The sequence below is a fragment of the Niastella caeni genome (genome assembly GCF_004834005.1).
In the GTDB taxonomy this organism is placed as follows: Bacteria; Bacteroidota; Bacteroidia; order Chitinophagales; family Chitinophagaceae; genus Niastella; species Niastella caeni.
Genome location: NZ_STFF01000003.1, coordinates 651,667 through 676,175, shown reverse-complemented (window position 1 = coordinate 676,175; position 24,509 = coordinate 651,667). Strand labels below are relative to the sequence as shown.

The window sequence follows — 24,509 nt, the reverse complement described above, 5'->3', positions numbered from 1 at the left end:
TACTACTTACTACTAGCTATACAATTAAACATTTACCTTGTGCTGCACGTTACAAACAAGCAATGAATCAAGAACAAAAAAGACTACATCAACCCCACTGGAAAAGATGGGGCTCTTATGTTTCAGACCGGCAATGGGGAACCGTACGGGAAGATTACAGCGCCAATGGCGATGCCTGGAATTTTACTACCCACGATATGGCGCGCAGCAAAGCCTGGCGTTGGGGCGAAGAAGGCATTGCCGGCATCAGCGACGACAAACAACTGTTGTGTTTTGCATTGGCATTCTGGAACAAAAGAGATGCCTGTGTAAAAGAACGCTACTTCGGGTTGAACAACCAGCAGGGCAATCATGGCGAGGATGTGAAAGAGTTGTATTATTATCTCGATGCAACGCCTACCCATTCCTACATGAAAATGCTGTACAAGTATCCGCAGCAGGAATATCCGTATGAATGGCTGATCCAGGAAAACGCCCGCCGCAGCCGGCTGGAACCGGAATTTGAATTGATAGATACCGGCATCTTCAATGAGGACAACTACTTCGATGTATACACGGAATATGCAAAAGCCGGCACCGACGATATCCTCATCAAAATTACCATTCATAACCGCAGTAAGGAAGATGCGAGCCTGCATGTGCTGCCTACAGTCTGGTTTCGCAATACCTGGGCCTGGGGCCGGCATGATTATAAACCTGCATTGTATAAGAACAGCGATCATTCCATCAGAATAGAACATGAGAAATTAGCGGTGTCGGAATTGTATTTCGAAGGCGATGGAGAGATGCTTTTCTGCGAAAATGAAACCAATACGCAGCGCTTATATAACTACGATAACAGGCAACCGTACCCCAAAGATGGCATTGTTGATCATCTGATCCATGGTAAGCGATCGGTGAACCCGGGCATGCTGGGCACGAAGGCCGCCATCAATTATGAATTGACGATCGCAGCCGGTTCCTCCCATACCATTCGCCTGCGGTTATGCGATCATGAAACCAGCGACGCATTTGTCGACTTCGAAGCTCTCTTCAACCAACGGCTGGCAGAGGCCGATGCGTTTTATGCCGATCAGCAACAGCACATTACCAATGAAGATGAAAGACGCATTCACCGGCAGGCGATTGCCGGCATGTTGTGGAATAAACAATTCTATTCGTATAAAGTACAGCAATGGCTGGATGGCGATCCTGCAACACCACCGCCGCCGCCCCAGCGTTGGCAGGGCCGTAATAACGACTGGAAACAACTCAACAACGAACATATTATTTCGGTGCCCGATAAATGGGAGTTTCCCTGGTATGCCGCGTGGGACCTGGGTTTTCATTGTGTGACCATCGGCATGGTAGACCCTGATTTTGCGAAGCAGCAATTGCAAATGCTCACGGAGGAATGGTTCATGCATCCGTCGGGCATGTTGCCCGCTTATGAATGGTCGTTGGGCGATGCGAATCCCCCGATACATGCCGGCGCCGTGTTCCGCATCTTCCGGCTCGATGCAAAAGCCAAAGGTGTAAAGGATTTTGAATTTTTGGAATCCATCTTTCACAAACTGCTCATCAACTTCACCTGGTGGGTGAACCGCAAAGACAAAGAGGATAATAATATTTTTGAAGGCGGTTTCCTCGGTCTGGATAATATCGGCGTATTTGACCGCAGCGCGCCGTTACCCGAAGGCGTTATTGCAGAACAGGCAGACGGAACCAGTTGGATGGCCATGTATGCATTGAACATGTTGCACATTTCGCTGGAACTGGCCACTCACAATAAGGCCTACACGGGCATGGCCACCAAATTTTTTGAGCACTTCCTGTACATCGCAGGCGCCATGGCCAATATGGGTAAAAATCATACCGGGTTGTGGGATGAAGAAGATGAATTCTATTATGACCAGGTACGCGTAAAGAATCACCAGGTCGTAAAGCTGAAGGTGAAAAGCATGGTGGGGTTGATCCCCTTGTTTGCGGTAGAAGTGATCACGAAGGAAACGCTGGATAATAACCCGGTGTTTGCCGAACGCATGAACTGGTTCCTGCGCCACCGCCCCGATCTGGCATTGCTTGTATCGCGCTGGTACGAGGAAGGCAAACAGGATACGCACCTGCTGGGCCTGCTGGGTGGCCACCGCATAAAAAGATTGTTGAGCCACATGCTCGATGAAACGCAGTTCCTGAGCGATTATGGCGTGCGCTCTTTATCCCGCCAGTATGCGCAGCATCCGTACAATATTAAATTAAACGGCGTTGAAATGAGCGTGCCGTATGTGCCGGGCGATAGCGACTGCGATATGTACGGCGGCAATTCCAACTGGCGCGGACCGGTATGGATGCCCATGAACTTCCTGATCATTGAAAGCCTGCGTAAATACCATTTTTATTACAGCGATGATTTTAAAATAGAATACCCCACCGCCTCAGGACATTATCTTACGTTGAAAGAGGTAGGAACGGAAATTGCCAACCGCCTGCTGGCAATCTTCCTGCGCAATGAACAGGGCAAACGGCCGGTGTTTGGCGATAATGATAAACTGCAAAACGATCCGCACTTCCGCGATCATCTTTTGTTCCATGAGTATTTTCATGGCGATAATGGCCGCGGCCTCGGCGCTTCCCATCAAACCGGGTGGACGGGATTAATTGCGAATTTAATTGTGATGAAGAATAGCCCAATAGCTGATTTGAAAATTTAGTAATTTGAAAATTTGAAAATGGAATACAGTTGCAAGTTTCAAGCTTCAAGCTTCACGCTTCACGCTGCACGCGAATACAGCCGAAAGCTGAAAGGGCTTTGCTAACAGCTTGTAGCTTGGGGCTTGAAGCTGCATTCTCTGCCCTCGTTGCCTTTATGCCTCTATGCCTCTATGCCTCTATGCCTTTTGCCTCTATGCCTTCTTTCAACCTTTTCTTCTCCCTTTTAGCAAAACGATTTTGTTTACAACGCACCATTTTATGCGGTATAAAAATGTATGATTGAGATCAGCACAAATGGCGTTTTTTGCGCATTCAGGCATGACAGGGAGTAGTTAAACTATTTCTTATTGCAGAAACCCATAACTTGCAGGTTCAATTAACCCCGTATTAATAGCCGTTTTCCTATCAAACAATAACCGTTTTCCCCCAACCATTAGTTTTTAGTTTGCTTCAACGATCATAGGTCGCTGGTGAATTAACTATTCCGGATAGTTGAAGCCGGACCCTGCTGCATAAGAATTCCATCTTGTTAACCTAAACCGTTTAGTTTATGGAGCAACCCCGCCATCAGGAAAGAAAATATTTTACCCTTGAAACCACTCCCTGGTATTTTGGCGCCTGGTTAAACCAGGCCCGGCATAACCTCTCCATTGTATTGAATGATCTCAGTATCAAATTAGGCAGTAAGGATATTACAGACGATGCCAGTTTGAAAGCCACCAAAGCAGTGCGAATACTGTGTGATGCCAACGCAAGACCAGACGATGTGCAGAAAGCGTTGGAATATTATGAAAAGAAGATGCCTTTTTTGTTTGCGATGCACTACAAATTTTTTAAGAATGAAGAGCTGGAGGATGAAGCGGAGAAGATAAATGAAATGCACGGGAATAACCTGAGTGCTTCGCCTGAAGGGTATGCAGCTATCCTGCATCAATTGATAGAGGTGTTGAACGCAGCCCGTAATCATTATTCGCATTACGCAACAACGGGTGAATTATCAGTCCCGGAAGATTTCTTTTATCTTCTAAATGACGCATTTGACGTAAATGTGCGCATGGTAAAAAGACGGTTTGGGCTGGAAGAAAGCGATATTGATCATCTCCGGCGGTTTATTCCCAATAAAGACCCCAACAACAAAGGCAGGAACGGTAAAAAATTAAAAGTTATTCCAAACCCCGCGTTCAGGTACCGGTTCAATAAAAAAGACAGTAAGACCCATTTTTCAGAATTTGGGTTGGCTTTTTTTTGCTGCCTTTTTTTAAAACCCGGCGATGTATACCTGTTCCTTAAAAAAATAAGCGGGTTTAAAGCGGGCGATACGCCGGCTCAAAAGGCCTCATTAAATGCTTACTGCATTAATAATTTACAACTTCCTTTAGAAAGATGGGAAAGCGATAACAGTATGCAGGCCGTGTTCCTCGATATGTGCAACGAATTGTCGAAAGCGCCCAAAGAATTATACGATACGCTGCATCCCGATAAACAGCAATTATTTATAACCAGCCGGGCTGCCACCGAAGATGAGCAGGAAATGGACGATATGGAAGAACCGGAACCGGAAACAAAAATGGTAAGAAAGCATAACCGGTTTACCTTCTTTGCACAACGGTATCTCGACCTTACGAATGCATTTCCCAACCTGCGCTTTGCCGTGGACCTCGGCAATTTCCATTACTCCATTTATCCCAAAGTTATTGCCGGCAATCGGGAAACCCGGCATTTGACCAAACACCTGATCGGGTATGGCAAACTGGAAGATTTCGATGTAAAGAACAGGCCGCCGCAGTATGCAGAAAAGTATTGTACCCCTGAGCAGCATAACCAGGAAATGCCGCCGCAATATATTCCGGAAATCTTTCCGCATTATCAGGTAGAGAATAACCTGGTGGCCATAAGTATAGGAGAGAAGAACGCCTGCTGGCCCGAATTGCAAACCGAATCTACCGGCGGACAAAGATCTTACCCTTATAAATACATAAAGAGCAAAGAAAAAAGACCGGATGCTTACATCAGCACGCATGAATTGCCGGCCTTGCTTTTTTATGAATTGGTGCAGGATAAAAAAAGCGGACAGGAAATTATTCTACAACATATGCGGAAGGTGCGGGCCTTCTTCAGCGAGATCAAAGCCGGTATGGTGCAACCGGTAAGTAATAGCTTGTTGCCAAAGCCGGGTACAGCTGACATTGTAGAAGGAAAGAACAGGGCGTACAACGATCGCTATAAAGCGTTGGAGGAATTACTCAAAAGCCGGCACCTTAAAGCAGCCTGGTTGCCAGAAAAGCTCCTGCATTATTTATTGGGCATTGAACAAAAAGGCGAACAACATACGAAGGAAATAGCCGTTCAGCGATTAACGGATATGATAACCGACGCTGTTGAAAAAATTGAAAGAATGGAATTGCGGGAAAAGTCAGCAGTTAAGCCCGGCAAGAAAGCGTTCAGAAAAGTAAAAGTGGGAAAGCTGGCCGATACTTTGTCGGCAGATATGATGCAGATGCAACCCCCGGTTAAAAATTCCGAAGGTCAGCCTCTTCCTTCTTCCAAAGCAAATACCACGGCCTTCCGGGTGTTACAAAGCCATCTGGCATTTTATGGCGCTCATAAAGATAAGCTGCGCGATATTTTCAGGGCATGTAAGCTGATTGGCGGCATAAACCCGCATCCCTTCCTGCACAGGATTGATGTAAGCGGGCAAACGGGTATTATTGAGTTTTACAAGGCTTATTTTATAGAGAAGGTCAAATATTTGAACCATTGTAAAAAAGAAAGGCGGTATGCCTGCTATCATTTTCTGCGGCTAAAAAATGCGGCGCACGATATCCCGCATTTAGTAGAAGAATACCTTAACGAACATCCCGAAACAGGGCATTGTGCTTTTAATCTGCCACGGGGCCTGTTCTTACAGGCAAGTCTGGATTATTTTAAAGAGCATGGTTCACCCGTTATGCAGGAGTATATAAAATTGCATGCGGGCAGGATCAATAGTGTGCATTTGATCAATTATTATTTTCAGCACGAGCACAAAGATGCCGCGCAGGATTTTTATTCGTGGCCCAGGCAGTATGAGTTGTTCAAAACACCGTTTGCAAAGAATGGGTATAATGATCATTATACTATTGCTGAAAGAACAAAAAGGGTTCCGGCCCTGAAAGAAATAATAAAAGCAGATGAAACACAATTGGCGCAATTGAAAGCAACTGCGCGAATAGATAAAGAAGAGATTGTTGCAGCACTCAGAATTTATCGGCAGATACGGGAGATGAACAATTACCTGGTAGACCGCTATCAAAAGAAATACCCCGGAATGATCGATTTACACCGGGCCCGGTTCAGTAATCATGATGATTGCAGAAAGGTAGTTGCAAAAGCCCGGGCAATTATAGATGACCATATCAATAATGTAGAAAAAAGAATACGATCGTACCGGTGCTTTTTAGAGAATGAACAGTACCTGCGGTTGGTAGAAGTGCAGGATAAGCTGTTGTTTTTATGTATTAAGAAAATGCTGGCGAACGCGGATAATAAATTGCAGTTATTACATGCCAATGAAACCACTGTGCAGAACGGTGACACCTTCCTGCTAAGAAATATAACGGCGCCCAATACGCCGGGCAATTATAAAAGTATGCTGAATTGTAAACCAGTCAATGGCATTTCGATTACGCTTCCTTATTACGCTGTTAATGAAAGAGGCGGGTTTAAAAAGCAGGAAGGCAAAAAAATACTTTTGGGCGAGGTGGAAATTTTCGACAGACATTTAAAAATAAAGAACAATGGCAATTTCAGGAAGCTGCTGAAAGACAGGCGGCTTAACAACCTTTGTTTCTATTTTATGCCGGATAATGAAGGGAAAATTTCATTAGAAAGGAATGTGCTGGAGAATGAATTACACGCCTATGAGCGGCAACGATTGGTGGTGTTGGAAAAAGTAGCTGAGCTGGAGAAAGCCCTGTACAGTAAACACGAGGATCAGGCTGTTGATCTTTTTTATAATAATGGCAGGCAGGAGCATAAGCGGTACCTGGCGTTTTATTTTGCCCAATATATCTCAGGTTGTCAGGAGGTGCAGGCTAAATTAAATGCTATCCGGAATGGCTTTTTACACAATCAATATCCGTTGATAGCAGAGGCGGCCTTTAAAATTGCGCCGGAGGTATGGGCGCAGCAAAATGCAGCATACGTTCCATCAGCAACCGGAAGTACAAAAGGGTATGGTTTAATTGAAAAGATTGCCGCCTTTGCAGAAGAACAGTATTCGATCATGATTGCTAAAATAACAGGTTGTGTAAGCCCGCCATTAGCAGGGTGGTTACAACAACAAGGTTGATGAATTAATACAAATGAAGTTGTAGAAGCCTGCACTTAGCAAGGTGATCACAACACGAACGGTAATTGAAATGGAATGAAATGAGTTGCAGAAGCCCGTGTTTTACAGGGTGATGTCAACAGAAAGAAATAGGTCATGTAATTGAATGGAGTTGTAGAAGCCCGCGTTTAGCAGGGAGGTTACAACAAACAGGGTGGGCCGTTCGCGGAAGCGGGCGGCTCTTTTTTTGTATCATGCCATGGACGAGACACGCCCCGGATACTACTTGAATGGGTGTTAGGTTCCTGGGTATTCTATGGGAACGCTCTAAGCATTCTCTAAAGATGCTCAATGCAGTAATAGTGGTATTGTAGGGTTCCCAGAGAATACCGGTGCAATACCCAGGCCATATCACTACCACTTCGCTATCAGTTTCCCACCCATTCATAACCAGTTGCGCCAGCTCCAAGCCAGGGTTTCCATCAAAGGATAGCCTTTTATGGTAAAAATACGGTCGATACAGCGCTGTTTACTAATACGATATTGTCCTAGGTCAATCTTTAGATAGTCATGGAGATATTGTGTAATTTTTGTATATTTTGCATTGCCTACCATTATCTCTCTCATCCTATACATGCAGATAAATGCTTGCCCCAACCAACGAAACATTTTATAATGTAGCCCTATTATTCATGAAAGAACAGCTTGAACCGGACGATTTACTGGCTTTTACCCAGGGAAAAGAGGAAGGATTTATTGCCGTATATAAATTATATTACCAGGAGATCAGGTATTTCACGTTTAAAATGTTGGGAAGCAAAGAGGAGTCGGAAGACATTACAACGGAGATCTTTCTGAAGCTGTTTAAAATACACGAGCGATTTACAACGCAGGTCAATATCAAGGCATTCTTATATGCCAGCGCTAAAAACAGTTGCATCGATCACATTCGAAAAGTAAAGCGACGAAAGACGATAAAGAAAGATTTTTCAGACACCAGTACCGGCGAATTTGCCAATGAAATAGAAGATGTAACGGTAGAGCATGCGATCATTGAGACCGTTATGATCAAAGAAATTTACGAAGCGGTAGAAGGGTTACCCGATAAATGCCGGCAGATCTTCAAGATGTTGTATTATGAAGGGTTGAAACCCGATGTTATTGCCCACCAATTGTCCATTACTCCCGAAACGGTCCGCAGCCAGAAACGACATGCCCTTGAATTATTGCGGGTTCGCCTGAGCGACAACCAGATGGCGTTAGCCGTGATACTCACCTTAAGCCTGTTGGAATGTGGTCAATACCTGAATGCGGCCGACACTTTTGCATAAAATGCAAAAAAAAGTTGCTCTACTCTTTGCACGTTTTAAGGGGTTACACGTATTAGTATTAATAAATTGTTAACGCACCGTTAGCTAAATATTATCCCTGATGGGATATGGTACATTATTATAGTCATGCCTCAAATTCATAATATAGAGTACATAGGACATTTGATTGCCAGGTATCTGCGGGAGGAGTTGACCGGGCCGGAAAACCAGGTATTACAGGAATGGATACATGCATCGGATGTTAACAGGGAAAAGTTTTCAGCGCTGATCAGTTCTGAAACGTTGATCCGGAACCTACGAGCCTGGAAGGAGGCGGGAACTGGTGAAGAGCTGGTATGGCAACGAATAGATAGATACCTGAACCCAAAGCCCCGGAACATATTTAGTTTATACCGGGTAAGTATTGCCGCAACGATACTGCTGGTAGCCGGGTTGATAGCCGCGTGGTACTGGTTATTGCAAAATAAAAAGGAACAGCCGGCAGTGGCGCAAACAGAAACCAGGCCGGTCAATGACGTATCGCCCGGGGGATTTAAAGCAAAGCTTACGTTAGCAGATGGTTCAACTATCGTATTGGATAACGCTGCGAACGGGCAACTCTCGGAACAGGCCAATACCGCCATCGTTAATAAAGACGGACAATTAATTTATACGGCAGGAAAAAGTAACGCCGGTGCCGGCAACGCTGTGGTATATAATACACTGTCCACAGCTAACGGCGAAACGTATATGTTAACGTTGGCAGATGGAAGTAAGGTATGGTTGAATGCGGCATCGTCGATCAGGTATCCCGTTGCATTTACAGAGAAGGATAGGAGGGTAGAGATCAGTGGGGAGGCGTATTTTGAAGTGACGCCCGATGCGGGTAAGCCCTTTTTAGTGCAGGCAGGGGCGATGGAAGTAAGGGTGTTAGGAACACATTTTAATATCAATTCGTATTGTGAAGAATCGTCGATAAAGGCAACGTTGCTGGAAGGGAAAGTGAAAGTGCGCGACGTTAGCCAGGGCAAGGAAGTTACTTTGAAACCAGGAGAACAGGCCGCATTGGCGTCCTCCCGATCGCAATCGGGACCACTAGCTACTTACCACTCGCCGGATCTGGAAGAAGTAATGGCCTGGAAGAACGGGAAGTTTGTGTTTAACGATGCAGACATACAAACCGTGATGCGACAATTAGAGCGTTGGTACAATGTAAAAGTGAGCTATGGGTATGATATAAAGAAGCAACCGATCAATGTAACCGGACAGATCTCGAGGTTCAGCAATGCCTCCAAAGTGTTGGACATGCTGGCTGCTACCGGTTGGTTACGCTTTACAATAGAAGGAAAGAAGATAACGGTCATGAGCCGTCGCTAAGGTCCTGAGCGTAGTCGAAGGGATGAGCATCCTGAGCGAAGTCGAAGGACGTCAGCAACATACATCCAATCTCCTGTAGGAATTTATCCAGAAACATCTCATCTAGTCTAGCTGCCTTATCAAATATAACCGCCATTAACCATAACCCTCCTTAGCAATTAACTAAAAACGGCAGTGTTCTCACCACTGCCGCACGACTTAGTTAATTCGTACAAATTGGCATCTGCATTATTAACTAAACCAAAGCAAAGCTATGCACAATTTTCAGCATGGCAAAGTTTCCGTTTTAAACGGAACTGAACCAAAACTAAACCTGCTCGGGAGAGCACAAATATGGCGGATTATGAAGCTCTGCGCCTTCATATTATTGGCTGGTTGTTTAAACGTATATGCTACGGGCTATGGGCAGAAGATTACCCTGTCGGAAAAGGACGCGCCACTCACTAAGATCTTCAAGGAAATACAAAAGCAAACGGGGTATCATTTTCTGTACATCAGCCAGCAGTTAGACAATGCCAAAAAAGTAACGATACAGGTAAAAGATGCTTTGGTAGATGACGTATTGCAGTTGGCCTTCAGGGAGCAGCCGTTTGGGTATGAGATCAGGGAGAAGACGATTGTGATACAGGCTAAGCCCATCTCACCAACGCTTACCCCTGAACCAACGACACCTGTTTTGCCCGAGGTACGCGGTGTGATCACCGACGAGAATGGCGCACCTGCCCAGGGGGTAAACGTGATGGTAAAAGGCACCTCCAAGGGCACCACAACGAATTTAAGAGGGGAATTCATTTTGAAAGATGTAAATGAGAACGCCATATTACTTATAACTTCTGTGGGTTATGATCGGCAGGAGATATTAGTGAAGAATAAAAGTTTTGTTACGCTGCAGTTGCGTGTTGCTGTGGGGAATTTGGATGAGATGCAGGTGATTGCGTATGGGACGACGTCGAAACGGTTTAATACGGGGAATGTAACTACTGTTAAGTCTACGGATATTGAAAAGCAGCCAGTAACGAACCCATTACTTGCTCTGCAAGGTAGAGTTCCTGGCATGCAAATAATACAGTCTACGGGTTTACCGGGAACAGGCGTTACCGTGCGAATCAGAGGACGGAACAGTTTTGAAAATGGTAACGACCCACTATATATTGTTGATGGTGTACCGTATCCAAGTCAAATGTTACAGGGTTTAGAAAATCCTATTACTGGGTTTTCTGGTGCATACGGTCCTCAACAAGGCAGAGTCTCAGGAAGCCCATTGAGCTACCTCAATCCTGGTGATATAGAATCTATTGAAGTTTTGAAGGATGCTGATGCTACTGCCATCTATGGCACCCGTGGAGCAAACGGCGTAGTGTTGATTACAACAAAGAAAGGTAAAGTTGGACCAACTAGGGTGGATGCTAATGTTCAATACGGATGGGGAAAAGTGACCAAGTTTATTCCTTGGCTAAATAGTAGGCAATATCTAGATATGCGTTATGAAGCATACATGAATGATGGCATTGATCCAGCAACTTTAAAGCCTAATGCCAATAACTATGATTTAACCCTATGGGATACTACACGGTATACTGATTGGAATAAACAATTGATTGGCGGCACTGCCCAATATTCTAACATCCAATTGTCATTGTATGGTGGAAATAGTAATGTGCAATATAGGATAGGGTATAATTACAATAAGCAAACTACGGTCTTCCCGAAAAGCTTTGGTGATCCGAAAGGTTCTTTAAGTTTTAGTATAAACAGTTCCTCCAACAACAAAAAACTAAACGTACAATTGTCCGGTAGTTATCAATTGGATAAAAATGAACTGCCAAATTATGATCTTTCGATGTATACTAATTTTGCACCCAATGCCCCTGACTTATATAAAGAAGATGGTAGCTTAAATTGGGCGGATCATCCAACTACGGGTTTCCCGACTTGGGAAAACCCACTAGCAAAATTAAACACAAGATATAGACGGAGGGTAAACAACCTAGTTACTAACGCTGTATTCAGCTATGAAGTTATTTCCGGATTGAGTATTAAGCTAAGCGGTGGATATAACAATATGCAATCTATAGAAAGTAAAATATTTCCTTCAACTGCATATGCTCCAATTTATAGACCACTTGTCAGAGCTAATCTTTGGTCGGAATTTGCCCATGCCCAAAACGATAATTGGATCCTTGAGCCACAGATCACCTTTCAAACCCGGGTTTCACAAGGCAGATTAAGTGCATTGGTGGGAACAACATTTCAGCAAAATGACAGCAAAGCTGAATCAGTAACGGCCAAAGGATTTAATAGTGACTTAGTAATGGAAGACCCTAAAGCTGCAACATCAATTACAGTAGATAACTCATTTAACGCCACCTATAAATACAATGCTGTTTTTGCCCGGATAAATTATAACTATAATGACAAGTATTTAATAAATTTCACCGCACGGCGTGACGGGACCAGCCGCTTCGGTCCAAATAAGCGGTTTGCAAATTTCGGAGCGGCTGGAATAGGCTGGGTTTTTTCAAATGAAAACTTTATAGGAAAGAATTTGCCAATTCTTAGTTTTGGAAAGATCAGGGCAAGTTACGGCACTACGGGTAGTGATCAAGTGGGAAATTACCGATACTTAAACTTGTATAACTACTTAAATTTCGATGTGGCCTATCAGAATAGCCTTTCTCTCCAATTAAATGGTCTATTCAATCCGGATTTAGCTTGGGAGGAAACTAAGAAGCTTGAGGGAGCCATTGAATTAGGTTTCTGGAAGGATCGTATATTTTTAAGTGTATCCCATTATCGCAACAGATCGTTTAACCAGCTAACCACTTATAGTTTACCATCCAATACTGGAACTACTGGCGGGATACCCGCTAATCTTGACGCAACTATAGAAAATACTGGATGGGAAGTTACCCTGAGTTCGACGAATTTTCAATCAAAAAACTTTAAATGGACAAGCTCGATAAATTTAAGTGTACCCCGTAATAAATTGGTTTCAGTTGGTCCCAATACCCCCAATATTGATGATAGGCTAGTGGGCCACTCAACGTCAACAAGATTTGTATACAGTTTTGCCGGTGTTGATCCAGTCACAGGACGATACCAGTTTTATGATGGGAAAGGTGGATTTACTTTTCAACCAGATACAGCCTATGAGCCAGGTTCGTTTGGGCGCTATACGGAATATGCATTGAACACAGATGTGACATACTTCGGTGGTTTTCAGAATGGCTTTTCATGGAAGCAGTTTCAAGTAGATTTTCTATTTTCATTTGAAAAACGGTTGGGCGAAACGAACCAACGAGGTAATATTCCAGGTAGTTTTTCTCTGCCAAGTCGCCAAAATCAACCTGTTTCAGTTTTAGATCGTTGGCAGAAACCAGGAGATAATGCTTCAGTGCAGAAGTATAACCAGGATTATAGTATTTATAAGCAATTTGAAGCATATACACAGAGTGACGGAGCTTGGATGGATGCATCGTATATCCGGCTTAAAAACGTATCCCTTTCATGGCAATTGCCTACAAGAATCAAACAAAGAGTGCACCTGCAAAATGCACGGTTGTATACACAAGCACAAAACCTTTTTGTGATTACAAAATATAAAGGTAGCGATCCTGAAACGAGAAGTCTCATTTCATTACCTCCATTACGGATATGGACCGTTGGATGTCAATTAACCTTCTAATGATGGTAGCAAAGACAATTTAAAAACTAAATATGATAAAAATGAAGTCAATATATAGTTTCTCTAAATATCGCTTAATGCACAATCGAAGAATTGAAGGATTAACAATCTTACTCATGGTGGCTGCCCTGTCAATTGCCTCTTGCAAGAAATTCGTTGATGTGCATGCGCCGATTACTTCATTAACAGGGCAGAACGTGTTTACAAATGATGCTACCGCAGCTTCTGTTTTGACTGGTATATATGGTTTAATAGGAAGTGGTAGTGTTTACACAGGTGCAAACGGAATTTCATTAAGAAGTGGTTTGTCTGCTGATGAGCTAACACTTGCCAGCGGAACTTTTTTTGGCAATAATCAGCAATTATACCAAAATAATTTATCTGCACAGATTCAACTTTCACCCAGTTATTGGGAGGATTATTATCAAAAATTGTTGACAGTGAACTCTGCATTGGAAGGTCTTAATGCATCAAAAGCTCTTACCAATGCGGTAAAAAATCAGTTGTTGGGAGAAGCATATTTTTTGCGTGGTTTTTTTCACTTTTACTTGGTTAATTTTTATGGAGAGGTGCCACTATCGCTGACAAGCGATTGGCGAAAAAATGCAGTTGCTTCAAGAACGGCTAAAAATCAGGTGTTACAACACGTAATTGAAGATCTGAAACAAGCACAGGATTTACTAAGCGACAAGTATGTGAAAAGTGATGCCCTGACATTTTATAAGGATGGAAGTGAGGAAAGAATTCGTCCCACTAAGTGGGCGGCAGCAGCAATTTTAGCAAGAGCGTACTTATATACTGGTGATTGGGCGAATGCAGAAACTCAGGCGACGTTAGTCATCAATAACAATAGTTTGTATAGTCTTAACACTTTAGCCAAAGCATTCAACAAAAACAATCCTGAAGCTATTTGGCAAATTCAATATGTTAATAATGACAGGAATACAGAAGGTTATCATTTTATTTTATCTGGGTTACCAAATTTTTTACGCCCAACATATTTAAGTAGCTTTTTATTGGGTGCATTTGAATCGGGTGATAAACGTCGGGGTGAATGGGTTGGGGGTTATAGCAGTGGATCTGACACATTCTATTTCCCCAAAAAATATAAAGCTCAGAGTAATCCTAACAATTCTGAATATCTGATGGTATTAAGGATAGCTGAGCAATACTTGATTCGGGCAGAAGCCAGGGCCCAGCAAAATAATTTGACAGGCGCTATAGATGACTTAGATAAAATACGGCAAAGAGCAACGCTCCCTTTAGTTGCTGTTACAAATCCAGCTATTAGTAAATCGGCTCTGCTTGACGCAATTCTTCATGAACGCCAAGTTGAATTATTTACTGAATGGGGCCATCGTTGGTTTGATTTGAAAAGAACAGGAAAAATAGACGCTGTAATGGGCACCGTTCTCCCTGTTAAAAGACCTGGATTTACCTGGAATACTAACTGGCAATTGTATCCTTTGTTGCAGGGCGACATTAATCTAAATCCCAACCTGGCTCCAAACAATCCAGGATATTAAGGTAGGTGATGAATGGTCGCCATTTGTCTTGAACTCTGATAAAACGAATTAATGAACGCTATGAATTAATAGCAAATTTTCCACAGCACAAGATGCTAGAAAATCATTCAAGGCGATGCTTAGAAAAGTTCAGGATGACAGGTTGGGAACGATTTGTGAAAAACAATCGATAAGCAAAGGTGAACAGGAGCATTTAATTCAAAGTGTCACCTTCCCAGGCGATCATAGATGATGTCCGAGATACATCATCTATGAAGGAATCAACGACAGACAATCATAAAAAAGTGTCACCTTGATTAAACAAAAAAACAAGCCAAAAATATGAACAACATTAAAATGCATTTGTGCTTAGTAGTGGTATGTTTGCCTTTGTTATTACAGGCGCAGGATGAAAAAGGCATCAAATGGGCAACCGGTCTTTCATGGGAGCAAGTAAAGGAAAAAGCAAAAAGGGATAATAAATATATCTTTTTAGATTGTTATGCCACGTGGTGTGGTCCATGCAAAATGATGGATCGGGAAATTTATCCTTTAAAAGTGATAGGCGATCTATATAATGGGAAATTTATTTCAATCAAAGTACAATTTGATCGAACTGAGAAAGATGATCGTAATACAAGAAATTGGTACCAAGATGCGGAGAAAATACTTACAACATACAAAGTGACAGCATATCCAACTTTTTTATTTGTGACGCCTATGGGGGAATTAGTACATAGAGCAAGCGGCGGAATGAATGGAGAAAAAATGTTAGCCATGGCTAACGATGCTTTGGAACAAAAGGGATATGCATCATTAATAAAAAGATTCAATAATGGGCAATATGAGAATCTGAATTTGAAAGAATTAGCAGTTAGTGCTAAGTATGCCGGGGAAGATAGCGTTAGTAAGGAAATTGCTACTGTTTATCTTAAATCCCTTAGTGCGCAGGATCTCATAAATCAGGATAACTTGCCATTTATACTCGGTTTTGCTGAAAAGGATAAAAGGTGGGCTCAACAGGTATGTATGCCTAAAATTAAACAATTATCTCTTCCGCAGTTAGCCAATCCGCGAGCTATTCGATTTCTTTTAAATGTACTCAAAAATGATTCATTGTCTCGAAAAGCAAGCGATTATTGGTTAAACGACATGAAAGATAACCAAGTATTTAATAGGGACACTTTAGATTGCTTAAAAGCATTCGTGCGTAATTCAACTGACAAAAGTTTCGTGCTGTTATTTAAAAATGCTGAGCGGGTTGATAAAATAATGGGCAAAAAGAACTGGACTGTTGATGCGTTAAGCCATGTAATTATAAAAGAAGAATTTTTAGTACCAACCTATTACCCAGCTGTAAAAACGATTAAAGATAATACAGCGGGGATAAAGTTAACTGACCCTGATTGGAAAAAGCTAAACGCTACAGTTGCCTTTAAATATGGAACTAAATATGCTAGTTGGCTGCAATTCACTCCTAAAATCATTTGGTATAATCTTATAGGTAATAAAAAGGAATATACAAAATATTTGGTTTCAGAAATGGAGCGTACTGCAGGATGGGAATTACATGGCCTGGTATTGAATAATTATTGCATGGAAGTTTTTCGATATAGTATAAGTAAGACGGAGCTTAGAAAAGCCGCCGCATGGATGAAAAGATATTATAGTAAAAATCCAAAAGAAATGAGAACGGATGCTTCAGGCTTAGACACATATGCAATATTGTTATATAAAGCAGGACACATTAAAGAAAGTCTTAAGTTGGAACAGAAAGCAGCAAAAATAGACCCTAATAACAATGAAATTGCAAATAATCTTTCGAAGATGAAAAAAGGGCTTCCTATTTGGCCAGTTGGTTTTGATGTCGTGAATTAGTGAAAATTGTGTAACTTATAGTTTAGTTACTCGTTAATATTTTATTCGCTTAAAACATGAAATTATTTTTATTCCTATTTTTTTGTATAGCGTTTCCCCTATCTATTACTGCACAGAAAAAAATCATAGACAGTACTGTATTTGATCGATGGCCTACTTTAAATAGTCCTGCGATAAGTGCCAATGGAAAGTATGTGGTCTACATAGTTGACAAAATCCCGAGCGATGGCTATACATTGGTAATACACGCATCTGATGGTAAATGGAAGAAGGAAATTGTAGGAGCTTTATACCCGCGTTTTACAGAAGATAGCCGATGGCTGTTATGTAATTTTAATACAGACAGTCTTTGCTTATTGGAACTAGGCACGGAAAGAACAAAATATTACTCACATGTACAAAAATACGAAGTTGTAGGTTTAGGAAGACGGCAATGGATTGCAATGAAGAGGAGAGGTAATGGAGGTAATCACTTACTGTTGCGTGATTTAACAAACGGAACGGATAAGGTTTTTCCTGATGTTATTGATTTTGGGTTTAGTAAAAATGGCAAATCGTTAGTAATAGAACGAACGGATCAATTGAGTCAAAGAAAAGTTATTGAATGGATAAATACAGAAAAATGGGAATCATGGATTATATTCAATAAAGAAGTACAAGGACAGGTAGGAAATTTCACCATTGACTCAGAAGGCAAGCAGGTTGTTTTTCTAACGCTGAAGCAAGACACAAATGCGCAGCCAAGCAAATGTCTATGGTATTACAAAGTTGGAATGGAACAGGCTGCCGAAAAACTGAACTCACGAACTCCTAGTTTACCGGCAGGGTGTATAATCTCAGATGCAAAATTTAGTCCTGATGGAAGTCGGATTTTTTTTGAGGCGAAGGCCGTAGATAAATCGCGGCAGCGATCTGGGGTTATGGTGGATATTTGGAGTTATACCGATGATAAGTTACAAGCTAAACAATTAGATGAGATAAATTCCCCGGTGACGTATAAGGGAGTGATCAACTTAGAGAAGAACGAGGCAATTATAATACAAGGTCGAAATGAACAATTGTATGAGAACAGAGGAGAAACTAATGACTATTCCCTGCTAACTACAAATCCTTGCTATTTTGAAGAAAATAATTGGCGCTCTTCCTGCCGTGTTCCACTTTATCTGGTAAATACCAGGGATGGGACTAGACGATTGATAAAAGATAGTATGGTATTTAGTGATTTAAATGGGTTTTCACCAGATGGAAAATATGTATTGTATTATGATCCTCAAAAGCAAGCGTATTTTAGCTATTCCGTTGGCGTCGGCAAAACTGTCAATATCGCTCAAAACATTCCTTTCCCCATAAGTGACGTACCGCATGCGAGGGCAGGATTGCCGAAGCCTTATAGCCTACTGCCTAGATCCTGGTTACCGGGAAAAGGAGTTATTATTAATGATGAATACGATCTATGGCTACTGGATCCTACCGGAACGAATTCTCCGATTTGCTTAACGAATGGATATGGTCGAGCGAACGGTATTATGTTTCGAATTATATACCCATTTGGATTAATAACAGAACAACAGGTTATATTAGTTGCTTTTCGACCATCAGATAAAACCAATGGATTTTACTCATTAAATTTGGCTAAACCTGCAAATCCAGAGCTTTTAACGATGGGTCCTTATTTATACTGTTGGCAAAGTGTAGGAGGACAATCTCCTATAAAAGCTAAAGCAGCCAAAACCTGGATAATACAAAGAAGGAGTGAATCTGAGTCACCTAATTTATTTATTACCAAAGATTTCAAATCTTTTTTAAGATTAAGCAGCCTGCAACCACAAAGTAATTACAATTGGCTTACTACTGAATTACACGAATGGAAAACACTTGATGGAAAAAAAATGCAGGGTATTTTATACAAGCCTGAAAATTTCGATCCAAGCAGGAAATACCCGGTAATCTTTCATTTTTATGAAGAGAAATCCGATGAGTTACATCAATACTTAATACCCGAAGCAACGGGACACCACATTAATATTCCACATTTTGTGAGCAATGGGTATTTAATATTTGTACCTGATATTCATTATACTTTGACTGAACCAGCTGTGAGCGTATATAATGCGGTGGTATCTGCGGCTCAGTATTTAAGTAACTTGCCATTTGTAGATAGCGCAAGAATGGGAATGCAAGGACATAGTTTTGGAGCATATGGAGTAAATGTGCTGGTTACCAAAACTAATCTCTTTGCAGCAGCTGCGGAGGCTGCCGGAGTGGTAGATTTTGTAAGCGGGTATGGTTCAATCGTAAAGGATGGTAATAGTACTGCCTTTAAATATGAATATGGCCAATATCGCATTGGCGCTACCTTATGGCAAAAACCTGATTTATATGTAAGTAATTCTCCAATTTTTTATGCAGATAAGGTAAATACGCCAATACTGATAATGCATTGTAAAAATGATGGCGCTGTGCCATTTGAGCAGGGAATCGAATGGTATACTGCATTACGCAGATTAGGAAAAAAGGTTTGGATGCTGCAATATGATGATGGTGGGCATCAATTAGGGGGAAAGGAAGCTAATGATTACACTATCCGACTGATGCAGTTTTTTGATCATTATTTAAAGGGAAAACCTGCTCCCAAGTGGATGATAAATGGTATGCCAGCTACTTTAAAAGGGATAGCAACAGGATTTGAATATGAACCCATAAATTCAACATCTGTAAACTTGGATAAATGAAGGCGAATGTAAAGTGAAGAATATACAACAAGATGAGAAAAAGATCTGACACGGATGAGTGTAGGATGGTCCGAAATATGCACGGAAAGATATTACGAACGCTGTTGCGATTAACCAATAACCAATGCGCCGGGAGATCGCCCGGCTACCAATGCCATCTTTTTGAAGTTGTAGGATCTTATTAACTGTTCCATTACTATTACTATCGGTATTTGTGCCATGCTCCTTAAATTTTTTAAGGAACAAAAAGACATCAAAAAATCAGGAACTCTTGTTCTTAGTTACCAAGAAGCGCAGCAATACCATGGGTCAACATGCAAGAATAGTGGGTCAACATAAACAGGACGGTAGGTCAACATGGGCACGAATCTACAATAAGTGTATAAGCGTAAAACAGATCGTGTGGATCGTCGTAAATTAGCAGGGCCGTAGAAAGGGTATTTAAACGCTATATATGTTCCGGACGGATCGCTGAAGGCTGACCGGATGATGAGAAAACCCACAGCAGGATTATAAAGTAAAGGAAATCGTCTCTGTTAAAAATACGATCAAGGCTTTTTTAAAAATAAAAGGGATAACTATCCCTTCCACCCATAAAACAGGCAACTGGACTGTTAAACTCTCTGAATGGCTTGGCAATATAGAATTCGCTGAACCCCCATCAGTAAAACTGCATTATGTACCAGCCAAGAGAAGGTGTTTTATAGGGCCTGAAAAGAACTACGCCAACCGGAAGATTGGCGTAGAATCTTTAGAATGACAATTTCCTGTTCAAGTTAATCAATATTAGTGTCTGTTACACTAGCTCTGAAAGATGGTGGACAGGTGGTTGAGGTATAATAACTAGAAGTCAATTCACCTATAGCTCCATGCCATGTTGAGCAAGGGGTTGTAACATAAGGAAATATTGCAGGGTCTGTTGTTTTGAAACTTGTGCTGGTGCAAGTGAAGTTTCCATTTGCTAGTTGTGTTCTACAGAATACATTCTTTTCTGCAAACCTTTGCGCCTTAAAAGCTAAAACTCCACCTACAGTAGCCACTACAGCTATAGCAATCAGCATAATTTTTGCTCTTTTCATAATAAAAACGCTTTTTGATTTAAAAAGCTAAACTTTAGTTATTGATTAGTCGCCTACTTTTTTTACTGGTTTTCGGCTTGTCCAGCGTTTGCATTTTAAATGAGATGTACGTTTGTTATATTTGTTATATACCGTGTTGCAACTTCCAGCACTAACAAATTGGAACGTACACTGCCGGCCGGGCAGTTTGCATGCAAAAAGTTATTCTAAGGCAATGTCTTTTATGAGACTTGCATTTACTTTCCCAATTAAAACCTGCTTCAGCAATCTGTCCTTACTGTAAATTGCTAAACATGGTACACCTGGAGAACCAAAGTAATGAGCAAAGCTTGCGTCGTAATCTCGAGCTACGGTTATGTTTGAATAACCTTCTAACTTGTACTCAGTGTTATAATTTTTAAGGTCGTTTAGTGGAAAGGATGAAAGCATGATAAATTGTATATCGCTTAAATACTTGTTTTCATCAATTATTTTTTGCGTCATAGCCCGGCAAAATGGGCAGTATGGACTGATGTCAATCAATACAATAGGTTTACCGCTTCTCCAGGTTTTAGTATCTATCATTGTAGTACTATCAAGCATCAGCAACTTCAGAGATGGAATTGGTTTTCCTTCATGTCCAGTATCCAAAGTAGGTCTTTTGCCAAAACAAGCGCAAAGACAAAATAAACCAAAAATTAAAATTGAGATTTTCATGTTTTATAATGTTTTGTACAAATAAATATTATTATTCTGGCCACGCAACCTCTATAATTGCAGGTGTAAGTTGTTGATTATTTTGAATGTTTTTTTTCGGTTGTCCAAATAATCCGGATTATATTCGCCACGAATAGTTTAGCCCAAATTAAGCTGATGATTAATGGAAATAACTGATACCGTAATTCAATTGGTGCGGATAAAACGCTGAATATCGTATTGATAACCCAGATAGCAATTACACACCAAATAATTCGTTTTGTAGTCTTAGTGCATTTTTTGAAACCAGCTAAACCAACAAACGATAGAAATCCTGTCACAAAAACTAGGTTGATTATAGGAATGATTACTGAAAAGATATCTGCTATGGAAATTTGCATGGTCACGTTACGTGTATATAGCCTGTTGCTTTTCAATTGAAACCATCTTACTGCGATTGGGTCAACGGTCGTAAATCCCATATTGTATATACCCATAAAATAACTTGGTGGTGAATAATACCGTTTCAGATTAGGCCATAAGTAGTATATCGTAAATTCTTGTGGATGGCGCAGTACAAGATACTTACCATAGCTGGCATACAATGGAGCCTTCGATGCCCATTTTTTAAGAAAAAAACTGACGGTGTCATCCGTCACTGACTGTTCCATATAAATTCGTAATGGGGATTTAAAATCCCAGAGATAATAAATTCCTATTTCACGGTCGGGACGCAGTTTTACCTTTGCGAGCGAGTCCATATGTCGATTCACCAAGCTGTGTAAAGGCCTGAACTTGCCAGGTACATCCTCTACGGGATCGGGGTTTGAGAATGCATAACCATATAGTGCATTGGCTGCTATTTGCCAACCGCCGAAGGCTGTATATTGTACAACACCGGTTTTTTTGTTGTATTCGAATTGTGTTCGACCAATAAAAGCTAGTAATAACATAGCGATTGACACAATACCTATCATTTTATGAGTCTTGCTCATCCGGTTAAAAATAATAATGGATGTACTTATAAACGGATAATAAAGCGCATTATAGCGCACCATGAAAGCAAATAATAAAACAACCGCATGTGTAAGTAATAAGTCTCGGCTTGGGCGATAAATGATCCACAATAATTGCGTACACCAGATAATACTCAGCGCCGTAAACAAACAATCACTGGAAACAAAATTGGCTATATGTGGTAGCAAGGGGTTGAGAATGCTTCCTGTGAATATTATTCTAAACAGCCATTTGCCAGGGGATAAAATATATCTAATGGTAAATAATAAGTATAATAAACTGGCTTGTAGAATAATAAATTGAACTATAACTAATACTACATGTGAATGACTAAAAAGTCCAACCAATTGTAAGAATTTTGAATAACCGATCGGCCAGATACCTATAAGCTCGTTGTTATATGCAGACTCCAAATAGTTGTAAGAGTCCGGCGGCATAAAGTTGGGAAAAGGGTAGATAATTTTTAACCAAATAAACGATGCAGCTATTGTCACTAGGGCAAACCAAAAAAATCTTTGGTTCTCTCTGTCTTTATATAGCCAATGTTTAAATGGAATTGTTGGTATGGTTGATTGAAAAAGCATTGATAATTAACAATGTCTTTGGTTTTGATAATATTTTTTTAATAAATAAGTTCTATTGTGGTTAATTCACATTCATTGCCAAGTCAGGGTTCACTTCTTCAACTCCGGGATGCAACTTTGGAACTTCTGTAGTCATAGCCACCTTCCACAACCAATCCACTAATAAGGCGACAAATATGGTAGTAAGAAGGATCGGGAAAGATTGAAAGCGCAGTGCAGCCGAGGAAGCTCCAATAGTAAAGCCGGCGTTCAATAACCATACTGTACTGCCAATTAGTATGCCTTTTTTTGCAATGGGGTTTGTTCGCCATCCTTTCAAAGTCCAGTAGAATAATAACATAAATAACATGACTGCGTTAATAATTCCTGATAAAATGGGATAGAAATTGAGTACCCACACCGTGTTGTCCTTCATTCGCGTACGAACTTTTAGGCTTTTATAGCCAAACCATGCTTTGGCCATTTGATTTACCTCATCCTTACCAGAATTATAACTATCTAAGAATTCTACAGGAGGAGCGTAGTATTTATTACCGTTTGGCCATATAAAGTGCTGCAGGAATTCCAGCGGATATTGACGAATTATATACAAGCCGTAAGCCTTATAAAACGGACCCATCGAAGCCCATTTTTTTAATTCAAAAGCAGTAGAATCTTTTTTAAACAAGCTGTCACGATATTTCATCATCGGAAATCCGGGACTCCACATATATACTGTGCTTGCTTTCATACTTTCAACAGGGAATTTTTTAGTATCACGAGTACTGTCGAAATACTGCCGCACCATGTTATCAAATGCCTGGAATTTTTTAGGTACTGGCTTTCGGTCGGCTTTATTTACATATCTGTATGTATACATTGCATTATTAGTCAGTTGCCAACCGCTGAAGGGTGAATATTGCCAGTCACCGGTTATTTTTTTGAATTTATAGCTGGTATATCCCACGAATAAACCGCACAAAAATAAACCAGCACCTATGCCCATCAGTTTTTTGCGCCAGGGCAGTGAGGAAAGGCGAAAAGCGATTGCTGCTATAACTGGATAGATCAGGGCATTGTATCGGAATGTAAAAGCAAGAAATAAAACTGCGGCATGCAAGACTACGATTTTATTTGTTGGTTGATGAATGATCCACAACAATAATGCAAACCATGTAAGACTGAATGATGCAAATAAACAGTCGCTGCTTACCAGATTACCCAGATGTAAGAACAACGGATTAAATACCATGAAGCATAGCAATACATATTGAAGTACTTTACTGGGCTTGTAAAAATAAAAAATGGTAAATAACAGGAATAAAGCTCCAAATTGTATAGATAGATATTGAAAGGCAGTTAGTGCAAAATCAGAACTTGTAAGTACACTAAACAACCGTAGAAATCGAGAATATCCTACCATGTAGGTATTGACGTCTAAATTACGGAATGCTGTTTCAAGGTAAGCGAAAGAATCCCCATGTATGTAACTAGCATAAGGGTAGAAATATTTAAAAATCCCAAACTGTATCACAATAGCAATAGCTGCCAATATCAGTATAGTTTTATTCCTTTTATCTTTAAAAAGAAAATCCTTGAATGAAGTAGTGCCGGCTTGTATAACTGTTGAGTCCATAGTTGTTTCGATATTAATCACTTAGTAATAGGAAGGTTAATTTGTTGTCGCC

12 protein-coding genes are annotated in these 24,509 nt (G+C 40.9%); 8 read left to right on the top strand and 4 right to left on the bottom strand.

From position 1 onward, the window contains the following. Positions 1-62 precede the first annotated feature (62 nt). The 8 genes from FAM09_RS14025 (at position 63) to FAM09_RS13990 (ending at position 19,487) form a co-directional block, all read left to right on the top strand. Positions 63-2,690, top strand: coding sequence for an MGH1-like glycoside hydrolase domain-containing protein (locus FAM09_RS14025; protein ID WP_136577745.1), 2,628 nt, complete (start codon positions 63-65; stop codon positions 2,688-2,690). A gap of 551 nt (positions 2,691-3,241) precedes the next feature. Continuing rightward, positions 3,242-7,021 (top strand): type VI-B CRISPR-associated RNA-guided ribonuclease Cas13b, encoded by a 3,780-nt coding sequence (cas13b, locus tag FAM09_RS14020; protein ID WP_136577744.1) that lies wholly within the window; start codon positions 3,242-3,244, stop codon positions 7,019-7,021. A 671-nt stretch (positions 7,022-7,692) separates the two neighbouring features. After that, the gene (locus FAM09_RS14015) at positions 7,693-8,331 is read left to right on the top strand and encodes an RNA polymerase sigma factor (RefSeq protein WP_166437138.1); all 639 of its coding nucleotides are present in this window, start codon (positions 7,693-7,695) and stop codon (positions 8,329-8,331) included. 126 nt (positions 8,332-8,457) lie between these two features. Beyond that, positions 8,458-9,687, top strand: coding sequence for a FecR domain-containing protein (locus tag FAM09_RS14010; protein WP_136577742.1), 1,230 nt, complete (start codon positions 8,458-8,460; stop codon positions 9,685-9,687). 253 nt (positions 9,688-9,940) lie between these two features. Further along, positions 9,941-13,372, top strand: a complete 3,432-nt coding sequence (locus FAM09_RS14005) for a SusC/RagA family TonB-linked outer membrane protein (RefSeq protein ID WP_136577741.1) — start codon at positions 9,941-9,943, stop codon at positions 13,370-13,372. Positions 13,373-13,413: 41 nt separating this feature from the next. Beyond that, the gene (locus tag FAM09_RS14000) at positions 13,414-14,898 is read left to right on the top strand and encodes a RagB/SusD family nutrient uptake outer membrane protein (protein WP_166437137.1); all 1,485 of its coding nucleotides are present in this window, start codon (positions 13,414-13,416) and stop codon (positions 14,896-14,898) included. Between the two features lie 321 nt (positions 14,899-15,219). Continuing rightward, positions 15,220-16,755 (top strand): DUF255 domain-containing protein, encoded by a 1,536-nt coding sequence (locus tag FAM09_RS13995; protein ID WP_136577739.1) that lies wholly within the window; start codon positions 15,220-15,222, stop codon positions 16,753-16,755. 56 nt (positions 16,756-16,811) lie between these two features. Further along, positions 16,812-19,487: a S9 family peptidase gene (locus FAM09_RS13990; RefSeq protein ID WP_136577738.1), complete on the top strand. Its 2,676-nt coding sequence runs from the start codon at positions 16,812-16,814 to the stop codon at positions 19,485-19,487. A 776-nt stretch (positions 19,488-20,263) separates the two neighbouring features. Here FAM09_RS13990 and FAM09_RS13985 read toward each other — a convergent pair. From FAM09_RS13985 to FAM09_RS13970, 4 genes are all read right to left on the bottom strand, one after another. After that, positions 20,264-20,566 carry a hypothetical protein gene (locus FAM09_RS13985; protein ID WP_136577737.1) on the bottom strand — a complete coding sequence of 101 codons (303 nt, stop codon included), beginning with the start codon at positions 20,564-20,566 and terminating at the stop codon, positions 20,264-20,266. Positions 20,567-20,767: 201 nt separating this feature from the next. After that, on the bottom strand, positions 20,768-21,262 hold the full coding sequence (locus FAM09_RS13980; RefSeq protein ID WP_136577736.1) for a thioredoxin domain-containing protein: 495 nt from the start codon (positions 21,260-21,262) through the stop codon (positions 20,768-20,770). Between the two features lie 77 nt (positions 21,263-21,339). Beyond that, on the bottom strand, positions 21,340-22,842 hold the full coding sequence (locus FAM09_RS13975; RefSeq protein ID WP_136577735.1) for a hypothetical protein: 1,503 nt from the start codon (positions 22,840-22,842) through the stop codon (positions 21,340-21,342). A gap of 61 nt (positions 22,843-22,903) precedes the next feature. Beyond that, entirely contained in the window at positions 22,904-24,457 is a 1,554-nt protein-coding gene (locus FAM09_RS13970) for a hypothetical protein (protein WP_136577734.1), read from the bottom strand. Between the last annotated feature and the right edge of the window lie 52 nt (positions 24,458-24,509).

Bases quoted from the DNA above. Each gene is read 5' to 3' on its own strand.
- FAM09_RS14025 (WP_136577745.1), top strand. From the start codon at position 63: ATGAATCAAGAACAAAAAAGACTACATCAACCCCACTGGAAAAGATGG.
- cas13b (WP_136577744.1), top strand. From the start codon at position 3,242: ATGGAGCAACCCCGCCATCAGGAAAGAAAATATTTTACCCTTGAAACC.
- FAM09_RS14015 (WP_166437138.1), top strand. From the start codon at position 7,693: ATGAAAGAACAGCTTGAACCGGACGATTTACTGGCTTTTACCCAGGGA.
- FAM09_RS14010 (WP_136577742.1), top strand. From the start codon at position 8,458: ATGCCTCAAATTCATAATATAGAGTACATAGGACATTTGATTGCCAGG.
- FAM09_RS14005 (WP_136577741.1), top strand. From the start codon at position 9,941: ATGCACAATTTTCAGCATGGCAAAGTTTCCGTTTTAAACGGAACTGAA.
- FAM09_RS14000 (WP_166437137.1), top strand. From the start codon at position 13,414: ATGAAGTCAATATATAGTTTCTCTAAATATCGCTTAATGCACAATCGA.
- FAM09_RS13995 (WP_136577739.1), top strand. From the start codon at position 15,220: ATGAACAACATTAAAATGCATTTGTGCTTAGTAGTGGTATGTTTGCCT.
- FAM09_RS13990 (WP_136577738.1), top strand. From the start codon at position 16,812: ATGAAATTATTTTTATTCCTATTTTTTTGTATAGCGTTTCCCCTATCT.
- FAM09_RS13985 (WP_136577737.1), bottom strand. From the start codon at position 20,566: ATGAAAAGAGCAAAAATTATGCTGATTGCTATAGCTGTAGTGGCTACT.
- FAM09_RS13980 (WP_136577736.1), bottom strand. From the start codon at position 21,262: ATGAAAATCTCAATTTTAATTTTTGGTTTATTTTGTCTTTGCGCTTGT.
- FAM09_RS13975 (WP_136577735.1), bottom strand. From the start codon at position 22,842: ATGCTTTTTCAATCAACCATACCAACAATTCCATTTAAACATTGGCTA.
- FAM09_RS13970 (WP_136577734.1), bottom strand. From the start codon at position 24,457: ATGGACTCAACAGTTATACAAGCCGGCACTACTTCATTCAAGGATTTT.